The organism is Roseateles sp., assembly GCF_031397715.1.
Lineage (GTDB): Bacteria > Pseudomonadota > Gammaproteobacteria > Burkholderiales > Burkholderiaceae_C > Paucibacter_A.
This window is the reverse complement of sequence record NZ_JANNMI010000455.1, coordinates 1-12,613: the sequence shown is the minus strand read 5'-3', so window position 1 is coordinate 12,613 and position 12,613 is coordinate 1. Positions and strand designations below refer to the sequence as shown.

The window sequence follows — 12,613 nt, the reverse complement described above, 5'->3', positions numbered from 1 at the left end:
TGCTGCTGCTGCTGCGTTGGCTCATGCGCTTTCCTCGATCGCTTCACGATTCATGATGGTGGGTGCTGTAACGCCTAACACGGCCAATGCGTTGGCAAGCACCTGACGGGTGGCGGTCAGCAGCGCGGCCCGTGCTTGGCTCAAGGCCGGTGTCTGGTCAAGCACCCGCTCGGCGGCATAGTAGCTGTGATAGCTGGCGGCCAGGTCGCGCAGGTAGAACGCCACATCATGCGGCGCCAGCGATTCGGCCGCGCTGCTCAGCATGCGCGGGTAATCGGCCAGCTTGAGCATCAGGGCAGCTTCGGTCGGTGCGCTCAGCAGGCTCAGGTCCGCATCGGCCAATGTGGACTCGTCACCGCCGCGTGCGACCCAGTTGCGCAGCACCGAGCAGATCCGCGCATGCGCGTACTGCACATAGAAGACCGGGTTTTCATCGTTCTGCTTCAACGCCAAGTCAACATCGAAGGTGAACTCGGTGTCCGCCTTGCGGCCGATCAGGAAGAAACGCACCGCGTCGCGGCTGGTCCAGTCGACCAGATCGCGCAAGGTGACATAACTGCCGGCGCGCTTGGAGATCTTGACCTCTTCGCCGCCCTTCATCACCGTCACCATCTTGTGCAAGATGTAGTCGGGGAAGCCCAGCGGGATGCCCACATTGGCCGCCTGCAGGCCGCCGCGCACGCGGGCAATCGTGCCGTGGTGGTCGGTGCCCTGGATATTGATGCACTTGGTGTAGCCGCGCTGGAACTTGTCGATGTGATAAGCGACGTCGGGCACGAAGTAGGTATAGCCACCCTCGCTCTTGCGCATCACGCGGTCTTTGTCGTCGCCGTAGTCGGTGGTGCGCAACCACAGCGCGCCGCCTTCTTCAAAAGTCTTGCCGCTGGCGTTCAGGCGGGCGATGGTGTCGTCAACCCGGCCGCTGCTGTAGAGGCTGGACTCCAGGAAGTAGCTGTCGAACTTGAGACCAAAGGCCTGCAGGTCCAGATCCTGCTCGTGGCGCAGATAGGCGACGGCGAACTGGCGGATGCTGTCCAGGTCCTCAATATCGCCCGAGGCTGAAAAAGAGCGGTCGTCGGCCACCACGGTCTGCTTGGCCATGAAGGCGTTGGCGATGTCCTGGATGTAGTCGCCGTTGTAGGCGCTCTCCGGCCAAGCCGCGTCGCCGGGCTTGATGCCTTTCAAGCGGCACTGGGTGGAATTGGCCAGCGTGGCGATCTGCACGCCGGCGTCGTTGTAATAGAACTCGCGGGTGACTTGCGAGCCTTGGGTTTTGAACAGGCTGCACAGCGCGTCGCCCAAGGCCGCTTGGCGAGCATGGCCCACATGCAGCGGCCCGGTCGGGTTGGCCGACACGAACTCGACCATCACATGGCGCTCGTTGGCCGGCTGCTGGCCAAAGGCTTCGCCCGCGCTCAAGACCTCGGCGACGACGGCCTGCTTGGCGGCGTCAGTCAAGCGGATATTGATGAAGCCGGGGCCGGCGATTTCCAGCGCCGTGACCCATTTTTGAAACGCCGGCTTGGCAGCAAGCGCGGTGATCATGGCCTGCGCCAGCTCGCGCGGGTTTTTCTTCAGCGGCTTGGCCAGTTGCATGGCGGCCGTGCAGGCGAAGTCGCCATGGCCAGCCTGCTTCGGTGATTCAAAGGCAGCCGGCAGCGCGGAGCCGGGGCTGAGTTCCTGGATGGCATCGCCTAGGGCGGCGAGCAGTTCTTGCTTGGCTTGGATCATTCGGCAATTCTACGGGTGGCGCTTGCGTATGATGCCTCGCATGCCCACGGATCCCGATCTCCCCATAGAGGCCAACGTCGACTTGCCGGTCTACATCGGCAAGTACAAGGTTCTGCGCCGCCTCGGCGAGGGCGCCACCAGCGATGTGTTTCTGGCCTTTGACGAGTTCCGCAAGGCCGAGGTGGCGATCAAGCGCATGCGGGCCTGGGCCACCCAAAGCCGGGCCGGCCAGCAGGGCGACTACAGCTTTCACTTCTATGCCGCCGAGGCCGCGCTGGCCGGGCGGCTGCAACATCCGAATGTCGTGCATATCCTCGACGCGGTGCCCGATCAAGACGCGCCCTATCTGGTGATGGAGTTTGTGCCCGGCGTGACGCTCAAGCATTTCTGCCGCAGCGACCGCCTGCTGCCGCTGGACCAGATCGTCGAGCTGGGTTTTAAGTGCGCGATGGCCTTGAGCTATGTGTTCCGCCAGGGTCTGATCCACCGCGACGTCAAGCCGGCCAATCTGCTGGCGGTGCTGGACGCGCAGGGCCAGGTCACCGACGTCAAGGTCAGTGATTTCGGCAGCGCGCTGAACCTGCATTCCGATTCCACCCAGGTGCACCGGGTCGGCTCGCTGGCCTATATGCCGCCCGAGCAGATCGAGGGCGGCGACGTTGACTGCCGGGCCGATATCTACGCGCTCGGCGCAGTGCTTTACCACCTGGTGGCCGGCCGCCCGCCGTTTGACGCGCCCAGCCAGATGGCCTTGATGCACCAGATCTATCACCAGGCGCCGCCCTCGCTGGTGGGCCTGCGCGGCGGCGTCACGGCCGAGCTGGACGCGGTGATTCTGAAGGCGCTGGCCAAGCACCCGGCCGAACGCTACGCCGACTGGGAGGCGTTTGGGCGCGCGCTGTCGGAGTTGGTGTCCAAGCAGTTGGTGCCGCTGGCCAGGCTGTACGAGGTGAAGGACTCCGAGCGTTTCAATATGCTGCGCGAGCTGGAGTTTTTTGCCGATTTTGGCGATGTGGAGCTCTGGGAGGTGGTGCACCGCGGCCGCTGGCAGCGTTTTCCGCCCGAGCATGCGCTGTACAGGCGCGGCCAGGAGGGCAATACCTTTCACATCATTGCGCAGGGCGCCGTCGAGGTGTTCCGCGATGGCACATCAGTCGCCACGCTGGGCCAGGGCACCTCGGTCGGCGAGATGGCCTATCTGGCGCCTAACCCCGATCTGCGCCGGCACAGCACCGATGTGATCGTCAGCGAGATCTGCACCACGATTTCGTTCACGCCCGAGTCCATCGGCATGCTCAGCCCGGAATGCCAGCACCGGTTTGACCGTGGCTTCATCCAGGTGCTGGTGCGGCGCTTGCATGCGGCGCATGAGTCGATGGCGCATCCACGACGCATCATGTAAACCCGTCTTGAGTCTGTCGCGTTAGCGTGCTTGAATTGCTCAGAAGGCCGTTTTCAATCCACCCCACTCAGAAAGAACTCAGATGAAGAAACTGATTAGCTTTGCGGCTTTGGCCATGTTTGCTTTCGGCGCCGCAGCGGCCGACGCCACTTGCGACGCGCAGGCCGTCGAGAAGAAGCTGGCCGGCGCCGCCAAGACCAGCTTTTTGAAGAAATGCAATGCCGATCATCCGGCCGCCGCAGCCATGGCCGGCAACCCGGCTTGCGACGCCAAGGCGGCCGAGAAGAAGCTGGCCGGCGCGGCCAAGACCAGTTTCATGAAGAAGTGCGCGGCCGATGGTGGACCCGAGGTGGCCGCCGCCACAGCAGATGCCGCGAGCACTTGTGCGGCCATGTCGGCCGAGAAGAAGCTGGCCGGCGCCGCCAAGACCGCCTTCGAGAAGAAATGCGTCGCCGACGCCGCCGCCAAGTAAAGCCTGACTTAGTAGACCCCGAGGCCGCGCGCCAGCAGCACGCCGGCCGCGGGGATCAGCAAGAGCAGGTGGGCAGTGCGCATGATCTGTGCCCGCACCGCCTTGATTTCTTGCTCAAGCGGCAAGCGGCCCTGGGCTTCAAGCTGCAATAGCCAGCGCCGGAACGCCATGCTGGGCTTGATGGACAGCAGCAGGAGCAGCAGCAGCAGCCCCAGCTTGGCCCACCACAGCGGTTGACCGACGTACCAGGCCGCGCTTTTGATGCCCCAGATGCTGCGCGCCAGGCCGCTGGCCAGGATCAGCGCGGCGGCGCTCAGATAGATCTTGTCCAAAACGACCAAACGCCTCACCACGGCCGCATTCAGCCACTCGACCCGGCACAGCGCCGCTTGGCTGCTGATGAAGACCACCAGGCTCAGGATGGCGGCGATATGCAAATAAGCCAGCAGCGCTTCCAGATTCATCACCGTCATCATCATTTGTTCAGCCAATAGCTGTCGTTGCCGTAATTCAGTTTCAGAAAATCCATCCACAGCCGCACGCGCAGCGGCAGATGCTTGCGCTGCGGGATCAGCACGAAGATACCGTTAGGCGGCGCGGCGAAGGCGTCCAGCACGGTGGTCAAGCGGCCGGCCTGGATGTCGGCCTCAACCTCCCAGGTGCTGCGCCAAGCCAGGCCCAGCCCGGCCACGCACCAGTCGTGCAAGACCTGGCCGTCGCTGCAATCGAGCCGGCCGCTGGGCCGGGCGAAGCTCAGCTCGCCGTTGATCAGAAAGGCCCAGCCGCGCGTTTGGCTGGCGTCGGAGCTGAGCGTCAGGCAGCTGTGGCGGCTCAGCTCGCTGGGGTGCTGCGGCGTGCCGGCGCGTTTCAGATAGGCCGGTGTGGCCACGCACAAACGGCGGTTGTCGGCCAGCCGCACACTGACCAGGCTGGAATCCGGCAGGTCGCCGACGCGCACCGCGCAGTCAAAGCCCTCGCCGCTGATGTCGACCACGCGGTCGCTCAAGTTCAGTGAAATGCTGACGTCCGGGTGCTGGGCCAGGAACTCCGGCACCAACGGCGCCACATGGCGGCGGCCGAAGCCGGCCGGGGCGGTGATGCGCAGATGACCGCTGGCCTTGACGCCGCCGGCGCTGACGCTGGCCTCCGCGTTGTTGAAGTCCACCAGCAGGCGCTGGCAGTCCTCCAGAAACGCCACGCCCTCATGCGTCAGGCTGATGCGCCGGGTGGTGCGCAGCAAGAGCTTGACGCCCAGACGCGACTCCAGCGCGTCGATGCGCCGGCCCATCACCGCCGGCGCCACACCCTCGACTTGCGCGGCGGCGGTCAGGCTGCCACGGGTGGCGACCGAGACAAAGGATTCAATCTGCTTGAGGCGGTCCATGGGGGCGATTGTGCTGCCGCACCGAGTTAAAAAACCCGAGTTTCGTCTGATTCATGCAAATTCATCAGGTATTCCATGCGCCCAAGACGATGAATCACGGGCGTGTTTTCGCATAAATTCAGGGTATTCCTTTATCTGTAGGCCCAACACCATGACAGTACGCACCTCCATCCACGGTTTGCAAGTTGCCACCGAGCTGTTTGACTTCATCGAGCAGCAGGTGCTGCCCGGCACCGGTGTGGGCAGCGCCGCCTTCTGGGCCGGCTTCGACGCCATCGTCAGCGATCAGGCGCCCAAGAACATCGCTCTGTTGGCCGAGCGTGACCGCCTACAGACCGCGATGGACGCCTGGCACCGCGCTCACCCCGGCCCGATTACCGATATGCCCGCCTACCGCGCGCATCTGGAGCAGATTGGCTACTTGGTGCCGGCGCCCGGCGCGGTGCAGATCAGCACCGCCAATGTCGACGCCGAGCTGGCTACGCAGGCCGGCCCGCAATTGGTCGTGCCGATCCTGAATGCCCGCTATGCCTTGAATGCCGCCAACGCGCGCTGGGGCTCGCTGTATGACGCGCTCTACGGCACCGATGTGATTGCCGAGACCGACGGCGCTGAAAAGGCCGGCCGCTACAACCCGCTGCGCGGCGCCAAGGTGATTGCTTTTGCCCGCCAGGTCTTGGATCAAGCGGCGCCGTTGTCGAACGGATCACACAAGGACGCCACCGGCTACCGTGTCGAGTCGGGTCGTTTGGTCGTGGCCATGGGCGCGGGTGTCACCGGCCTGGCGGACCCGGCTCAGTTCATTGGCTACCAAGGCGCGGCAGCGGCACCGACTTCGGTGCTCTTGCGCCACAACGGTCTGCACCTGGACATTCAGATTGACCGTTCAACCGCGATTGGCCAAAGCGACGCCGCCGGCGTCAGTGACCTGGTGCTGGAGGCGGCGCTGTCGACCATTCTTGACCTGGAAGACTCGGTCGCGGTCGTCGACGCCGAGGACAAGGTCTTGGCCTATGGCAATTGGCTGGGCATTTTGAAGGGCACGCTGACCGAGGAAGTTAGCAAGGGCGGCAAGACAATTTCACGCCGGCTCAACCCGGACCGGGTCTACACCGGCGTTAATGGTCAAAACGGCGGCGAGGTCAAGCTGCATGGCCGCTCGCTGATGTTTGTCCGCAATGTCGGCCACCTGATGACCAACCCGGCGATTCTTTATGGCGACGACCTGGAGATTCCCGAAGGCATCTTGGACGCCGTCATCACGACCACGATTGCGATCCACGACCTGCAGCGCAAGGGGAATTCGCGCACTGGCTCGGTTTACATCGTGAAGCCCAAGATGCACGGCCCGGACGAGGTCGCCTTCGCATCCGAGATCTTCGGCCGTGTCGAGGCGATGCTGGGCCTGCCCGAGAACACCGTCAAGCTCGGCATCATGGACGAAGAGCGCCGCACCAGCGTCAATTTGAAGGCCTGTATCGCCGCGGCGTCCGGCCGTGTCGCCTTCATCAACACCGGCTTCCTTGACCGCACCGGCGACGAGATGCACACCGCCATGCAGGCCGGTGCGATGTTCCGCAAAGGCGATATGAAAACCAGCGCCTGGATCGCCGCCTATGAGCGCAGCAATGTGCTGACGGGCCTCAGCTGCGGCTTGCGCGGCCGCGCTCAAATTGGCAAGGGCATGTGGGCGATGCCTGACCTGATGGCGGCGATGCTGGAGCAAAAGATCGCTCATCCCAAGGCCGGTGCCAACACCGCCTGGGTGCCGTCGCCGACCGCTGCGACCTTGCACGCGCTGCACTATCACCAGGTCAATGTGGCGGAGGTGCAAAAGGAACTGGAGCAAATCGACGCCGACGCCGAGCGCAATTCAATCCTCGACAAATTACTGCAAATTCCGGTGGTCGCACAAGCGAGTTGGTCCGCGGCCGAGATTCAGCAAGAGTTGGACAACAACGCGCAAGGCATTTTGGGTTATGTGGTGCGCTGGGTGGACCAAGGCGTGGGCTGCTCCAAGGTGCCGGACATTCACAACATCGGCCTGATGGAGGACCGAGCAACCTTGCGGATTTCCAGCCAACACATCGCTAACTGGCTCTTGCATGGCGTGACAACCGCCGCACAGGTGACCGAGACCTTCGAGCGCATGGCGGCGGTGGTGGACGGGCAAAACGCCGGCGACGCGCTGTACCAGCCGATGGCCGGGCATTTTGAGACCTCGGCGGCCTACCAAGCGGCGCTGGACCTGGTCTTCAAGGGTCTGGAGCAGCCCAGCGGCTATACCGAGCCGCTGCTGCACGCCTGGCGGCTAAAAGTGAAGGCAGTTAGGGATTGATCTTTCGTAATTTGGCTGGTAGGAAATTTTCCTACAGCAAAAAACACCGATCTTGAGGCCTTGTTGCATCCCCGTCACGGGGACATGCAGGCATGGGTTTGGGCACTTTGCTACGTTAAAGTTTTGTGACCAAAAGCGGTTGAATCAGCCGAGCTCGCCCGAAAAAGGAGAGTCTTCGGCGGCAGCGATGGTGACAACAAACCACTACCCCAAGGTTAGATAATGATTTTGAAGATGCATAAAGTCAGTGCCATCCGCATTGCCGTGGTCGCCGCGATGGGCGCGATGACGATTTCAGCGCAGGCTCAGACGGCTCAACTTGAGCGTATTGAAGTGACCGGCTCCAGCATCAAGCGCATCTCCAGCGAAGGCGCATTGCCGGTGCAAGTCATCTCCGCCAAGGACATCGCCCGCTCGGGTGCCACCTCGGTCTCCGACGTGCTCCGCAATTTGCCGGCCATGCAAGGTTTCCAGATCGCTGACACCGCGGTCGGTTCCAACTCCGGCGGTATCAGCACCGCCAATATCCACGACATCGGCTCCCAGTACACCCTGGTGCTGTTGAACGGCCGCCGCATTGCGCCTACCGGCGACGGCAGCACGGTCAACCTGAACTCGATCCCGATGAGCGCGATCGACCGCATCGAAGTGCTGACCGACGGCGCTTCCGCCCTGTACGGCTCGGACGCGATTGCCGGCGTGGTGAACTTCGTGTTGAAGAAGAACTACCAAGGCGGCAACGCTGTCGCCAGCGGCATGGTGCCCCTGGAAGGCGGCGGCAAGTCGGCCTATGCCAGCCTGACCTATGGCATCGGTGACATCGACAAGGACCGTTTCAACGTCCTGATGTCCTATCGCCACGACCAGCAACAGCAACTCAAGGCGACCGACCGTGATTTCGGCAGCACCGCCTATATCCCGTTCTCGTTCAACGGCAAGCAGTACATCTATGACCGCACCAGCCCCTCGGCTGTGCCGGCCAACGTGACGGTCACGGCCCGCAATGGCGCCGATGGCAAGCCCTTGTTCCCGGCCTACGCCTTCAATCCCTATGCCAAGGCCAATGGCGGCAAGTGCGCGGACCGCAACTTCTCCAACCTGACCAATGTGGTCGGCGTGCAAGAAACCTGCGGTTTCGACTATGCCAACACGATCGAAATCTACCCCGAGAGCAAGCGTGACTCGCTGTTCGTGTCGGGCCAGTTCAAGGTCAATGACAAGCTGTCCTTCTATTCGGACGTGGCGCTGAGCCGTTTTGATCTGACCGCACGTATCGCGGCCAACCCGGTGCCGGTGGCAATCCCGACCTCGACCGACCTGTTTGCCAAGTATGTTGCACCGTACTTGACGGCGAACCAGATCGCCAACTTGTCGCTCGAAACCGACAAGACCAGCCCGAACTTCGGCAAACCACGAGTGACCGCCGGCTACCGCGCGCAAGATTTCGGCACGCGTGACTCGCAAACCATCACCGACTCCAAGCACTTCGTCATCGGCGCGGAAGCCGAATTGGCAGGCTGGATCATGAATGGCGGTTTGACCTGGTCGCAGAATTCCATCGACGAGAAATATGTCGGTGGCTATTTCAAGAAGGCTGAATTCATCAGCATGGTGCAGAACAACAAGTTCGACCCATTTGCTGAAGCCGGCAAACAGACGCCAGCGACGCTGCAGCTGATGGCCGACTCGATCTACCACGGCACCGTGCGCAATGGTGAGACCACACTGACCGGCGCTGACTTCCGCGCCTCACGCGAGTTGTACAAGCTGCCGGCCGGTGACTTGAGCCTGGGTCTGGGTGTGGACGTTCGCGAACAGCAGTACACGAATACGCCAACAGCCGATGCCGTCAATGGTGTGATCTACAACTTTGCTGCGCCCAACAAGTTCGACGTCAAGCGCAAGTCGGGTGGTGTGTTCGGCGAACTGCTGATCCCCGTGATCAAGAACCTGGAGCTGACCGCTGCCCTGCGTTACGACTCCATCAAGAAGACCGACAACGCCGTGACCGGCAAATCGGTCGGTGAAGACCTGAGCGCCACGACCTACAAGATCTCGGGCCGCTACCAAGTCATCCCACAAGTCTTGATGCGCGGCTCCTACGGCACCGGCTTCAAGGCCCCCGATATGTTGACCCTGGCGGCGCCCTTGGTGCCCAACGGGGTGACAGCGGCCAGCTTCGACTGCCCGTTCCCAGGTACATCGGCTTGCCAGCCCACCAAGCGTCAGTACACCCAGTTGCTCGGTGGCAATGAGTTGGTCAAACCTGAGAAGTCGGAGCAAATGGCTTTCGGTATCCGCTTCGAGCCCAATGCTTCATTCGGCATCGGCGCCGACTACTACAACGTCTACATCACCGACGCGATCAGCGGTGTGTCGGCTGCGCAGGCCTTTGCCGATCCTGCCAAGTTTGCCAGCTTGTTCACCACCTACCAGCAGCCGGCCGAAGACAAGCCCTACTACGCGTTCAAGAGCGTTTCGACCAATATCGGTCGCTCGAAGAACAGCGGCATTGACTGGGACATGGTCGGTCGTACCAACCTTGAGAACATTGGTCGCCTGACCCTGGGCTTGGCCGGTACCTATGTGATCGAGTCCTCGTATACATTGCCGGGCACCAGTGACCAGTACACGACCAGTCTGAGCCAGTACAACGACGTCAGCGCTTCGGTGACCTTCCGCAACAAGGTGTTGGCAACCGCCACGCTGGACACCGGCAAGTTCACCAACTCGTTCACGCTGAACTGGAAGTCGGGCTACAAGGACAAATTGGCCGATGTGCGTGACGTGGCGACCAATAAGCTGACCAAGGTCGCTGTCGATGTGCCGCGTTCGTCGACGCTGGATTGGCAAGGTATCTATCGCCACAACAAGGCCGCTACGCTGACCGTTGGCGTGAAGAACTTGTTCAACCGTGAGCCTGAGTTCACGTTGCGTGACTCTTCCGGTCACCAGGTTGGCTATGACCCACGTTATGGCGACACGCTGCAGCGTCGCGTTTACGTGACCGGCGGCTACGACTTCTAAAAAGTCGTTTTCAAGCAGGTTTGAAAAGGGGCTTAGGCCCCTTTTTTGCGTCTCGATATTTTGCCGATCTGAGCGCAGCGGCAGCGGGAAGGCATTCGTACGCCACCTAAAATGTGCAGCTGTCCAGAATAAATATGCTCATGCCCCAGTCAGACACAAACAATGCGCCCGCAATGCCGAGTTCCCTGCCACTGCGCTGCGAAGTCTTGATCATCGGCGCTGGCCCGGCCGGTAGCGCAGCAGCCAGGGTGTTGGCACAAGCCGGCCTGGACGTTTTGCTGATCGACCAGCAGCCCCAAGGCCGCGACAAGATTTGCGGCGATGGGCTGATCCCGGATGCGCATGCCGCCCTGGCTCGTTTGGGGCTATTTGACAAGGTGATGGCGCGCGCGCAGCCAGTCAAACATGTCGGCTGCATCGGCCCACGCGGCGGCCGCATCGACGTGCCCGGCCATCTGGCTGTGCTGCCGCGCAGAATCTTGGACGACATCTTGTGCCAAGGCGCACAAGACGCCGGCGCCAAGTTTTTGGCACCGGCCCGCTTCGAGGCACCGCTCTTGGATGCCGAGCAGCGCGTCGTCGGCGCGACGCTGAAGCTCGGCGATGAATTGAGGGAGGTCCGCGCCGACTGGGTGATTCTGGCCACCGGCGCTGTCCCCAAGGCCTTGACCGCTGCCGGCCTGTGCGAGCGCCACACGCCCAGTGGCGTGGCGCTAAGGGGTTATGTGCATGCACCCAGCATGGTCGGGCGCATCAAGGCGATGGATGTGGTGTGGAGCCGCGCGGTGCGGCCCGGCTATGGCTGGATCTTCCCGGCACCGGATGGCTGCTTCAATATCGGCGTCGGGGTGACCGACAGCCATAGATCCGTTGGCGGCAAGGGGTCCAAGAAAGAGTTGAATCTGCGGGGAATTTTTGATGCCTTCGTGGCCAGCTATCCGCCCGCCGCCGAGTTGATGCGCGAGGGCGTCATGGTCGGCGAGCTGAAGGGCGCGCCGCTGCGCTGCACCTTGACCGGCGCGAAGTGGAGCCGGCCCGGCCTCTTGGTCACCGGCGAGGCAGCCGGCAGCACCTATTCCTTCACCGGCGAAGGCATTGGCAAGGCGATGGAAACCGGCATGCTGGCGGCCGAAGCGGTGCTGGCCGGCCGCGCCAAGGGCAGCAGTGACGAGCAGATTCGCAGCAGCTACGAGCAAAAGTTGGCGGCGCTCAGACCTAAGTTCGATCTGTACGAGCGCGCCAATCAAGTCAACGCTCACCCTTGGTTGATCGACCTCTTGATCTGGCGCGCCAACAAGAGCGAGCGCCTGGTCAAACGGATGAGCGGGGTCTTGAACGAAACCAGCAACCCCGGCAATCTGCTCAGCCTGAAGGGCTTCAAGCGCCTGTTCTTCGAGGGATGAACCATGTGCCAACTGCTCGGCATGAACGCCAACACGCCCACCGACGTGATGTTCAGCTTCACCGGGCTGGCCAGCCGCGCCGACGAGCACAAGGACGGCTTCGGCATCGCCTTCTTCGAGGGCCGCGGCCTGCGCCATTTTGTTGACCACCACAGCGCGCGCGTCTCGCCCTTGGCGGAGTTGGTGCAGCGCTATCCGATCAAGAGTGACAACGTGATCGCCCATATCCGCAAGGCCACGCAGGGCGTGGTCGCGCTGGAAAACACCCACCCGTTTCAGCGTGAGTTGTGGGGGCGCTACTGGGTCTTCGCGCACAACGGTAACTTGACGGGCTTTGAGCCGCGCCTGCATGCGGCCTTCAAGCCGGTCGGCCAGACCGACAGCGAGCGCGCTTTTTGCTGGCTGATGCAGGAACTTGCCAAGGCGCATTGTGATGTGCCTTCGGTCGAGGAGTTGACGCACACGCTGGCCGAGCTGATGCCGCAGCTGAATGCTTTTGGCACGTTCAATATGCTCTTGTCTAACGGCCAGGCGCTATGGGCACATGGTTCGACCCATCTGCACTATTTGCAGCGCCGTCACCCGTTCGGGCAGGTCAATTTGCAGGACGAGGACCTCAGCGTCGACTTTGCCGCCTTGACGACGCAAAACGACCGGGTTGCCATCGTCGCCACCGAGCCGCTGACGCGCGACGAGCCTTGGGTGGCTTTTCAGCCGGGCGAGCTGAAGGTCTTTGTCGGCGGTGAGTTGATGCCTGAGTGACTGTCTTATCCCCTTCATCCCCTCCATCCAGGCTGAGATTCTTTGGACGACCTCCCGAAAAAGATTTAGCCAGGATGAAGGGGATGAAGGGGAT

The 12,613-nt window shown here is 62.3% G+C and carries 9 protein-coding genes; 6 read left to right on the top strand and 3 right to left on the bottom strand.

The window, feature by feature from the left end:
* Positions 1-21 precede the first annotated feature (21 nt).
* Complete coding sequence (gene argS / locus RMO57_RS20290) at positions 22-1,731, bottom strand: arginine--tRNA ligase (protein ID WP_310389757.1); 1,710 nt, start codon at positions 1,729-1,731, stop codon at positions 22-24.
* A 40-nt stretch (positions 1,732-1,771) separates the two neighbouring features.
* Between argS and RMO57_RS20285 the strand changes: the two genes are divergently transcribed.
* Together RMO57_RS20285 and RMO57_RS20280 are read left to right on the top strand one after the other, a co-directional pair.
* Positions 1,772-3,133: a serine/threonine-protein kinase gene (locus RMO57_RS20285; RefSeq protein ID WP_310389755.1), complete on the top strand. Its 1,362-nt coding sequence runs from the start codon at positions 1,772-1,774 to the stop codon at positions 3,131-3,133.
* Positions 3,134-3,215: 82 nt separating this feature from the next.
* Positions 3,216-3,605: a hypothetical protein gene (locus RMO57_RS20280; RefSeq protein WP_310389753.1), complete on the top strand. Its 390-nt coding sequence runs from the start codon at positions 3,216-3,218 to the stop codon at positions 3,603-3,605.
* Between the two features lie 8 nt (positions 3,606-3,613).
* On the opposite strand, the gene RMO57_RS20275 is transcribed toward RMO57_RS20280, so the two are convergent.
* Both RMO57_RS20275 and RMO57_RS20270 read right to left on the bottom strand, forming a co-directional pair.
* A complete protein-coding gene (locus RMO57_RS20275; protein WP_310389751.1) occupies positions 3,614-4,069 on the bottom strand; it encodes a DUF2214 family protein in 456 nt (151 codons plus the stop codon).
* Between the two features lie 11 nt (positions 4,070-4,080).
* Positions 4,081-4,989: a LysR family transcriptional regulator gene (locus RMO57_RS20270; protein ID WP_310389748.1), complete on the bottom strand. Its 909-nt coding sequence runs from the start codon at positions 4,987-4,989 to the stop codon at positions 4,081-4,083.
* 151 nt (positions 4,990-5,140) lie between these two features.
* On the opposite strand from RMO57_RS20270, the gene RMO57_RS20265 reads away from it, so the two are divergent.
* The 4 genes from RMO57_RS20265 to RMO57_RS20250 all read left to right on the top strand — a co-directional run bounded on the left by RMO57_RS20265 (position 5,141) and on the right by RMO57_RS20250 (position 12,519).
* On the top strand, positions 5,141-7,327 hold the full coding sequence (locus tag RMO57_RS20265; protein WP_310389746.1) for a malate synthase G: 2,187 nt from the start codon (positions 5,141-5,143) through the stop codon (positions 7,325-7,327).
* A 234-nt stretch (positions 7,328-7,561) separates the two neighbouring features.
* The gene (locus tag RMO57_RS20260; RefSeq protein ID WP_310389744.1) at positions 7,562-10,354 is read left to right on the top strand and encodes a TonB-dependent receptor plug domain-containing protein; all 2,793 of its coding nucleotides are present in this window, start codon (positions 7,562-7,564) and stop codon (positions 10,352-10,354) included.
* A 173-nt stretch (positions 10,355-10,527) separates the two neighbouring features.
* Entirely contained in the window at positions 10,528-11,757 is a 1,230-nt protein-coding gene (locus RMO57_RS20255) for a geranylgeranyl reductase family protein (protein ID WP_310389742.1), read from the top strand.
* 3 nt (positions 11,758-11,760) lie between these two features.
* Entirely contained in the window at positions 11,761-12,519 is a 759-nt protein-coding gene (locus tag RMO57_RS20250; protein WP_310389741.1) for a class II glutamine amidotransferase, read from the top strand.
* The last annotated feature ends 94 nt before the right edge of the window (positions 12,520-12,613 follow it).

Coding starts and splice junctions, on each gene's coding strand:
- RMO57_RS20285 (WP_310389755.1), top strand. CDS start 1,772: ATGCCCACGGATCCCGATCTCCCCATAGAGGCCAACGTCGACTTGCCG.
- RMO57_RS20265 (WP_310389746.1), top strand. CDS start 5,141: ATGACAGTACGCACCTCCATCCACGGTTTGCAAGTTGCCACCGAGCTG.
- RMO57_RS20275 (WP_310389751.1), bottom strand. CDS start 4,069: ATGAATCTGGAAGCGCTGCTGGCTTATTTGCATATCGCCGCCATCCTG.
- argS (WP_310389757.1), bottom strand. CDS start 1,731: ATGATCCAAGCCAAGCAAGAACTGCTCGCCGCCCTAGGCGATGCCATC.
- RMO57_RS20260 (WP_310389744.1), top strand. CDS start 7,562: ATGCATAAAGTCAGTGCCATCCGCATTGCCGTGGTCGCCGCGATGGGC.
- RMO57_RS20270 (WP_310389748.1), bottom strand. CDS start 4,989: ATGGACCGCCTCAAGCAGATTGAATCCTTTGTCTCGGTCGCCACCCGT.
- RMO57_RS20280 (WP_310389753.1), top strand. CDS start 3,216: ATGAAGAAACTGATTAGCTTTGCGGCTTTGGCCATGTTTGCTTTCGGC.
- RMO57_RS20250 (WP_310389741.1), top strand. CDS start 11,761: ATGTGCCAACTGCTCGGCATGAACGCCAACACGCCCACCGACGTGATG.
- RMO57_RS20255 (WP_310389742.1), top strand. CDS start 10,528: ATGCCGAGTTCCCTGCCACTGCGCTGCGAAGTCTTGATCATCGGCGCT.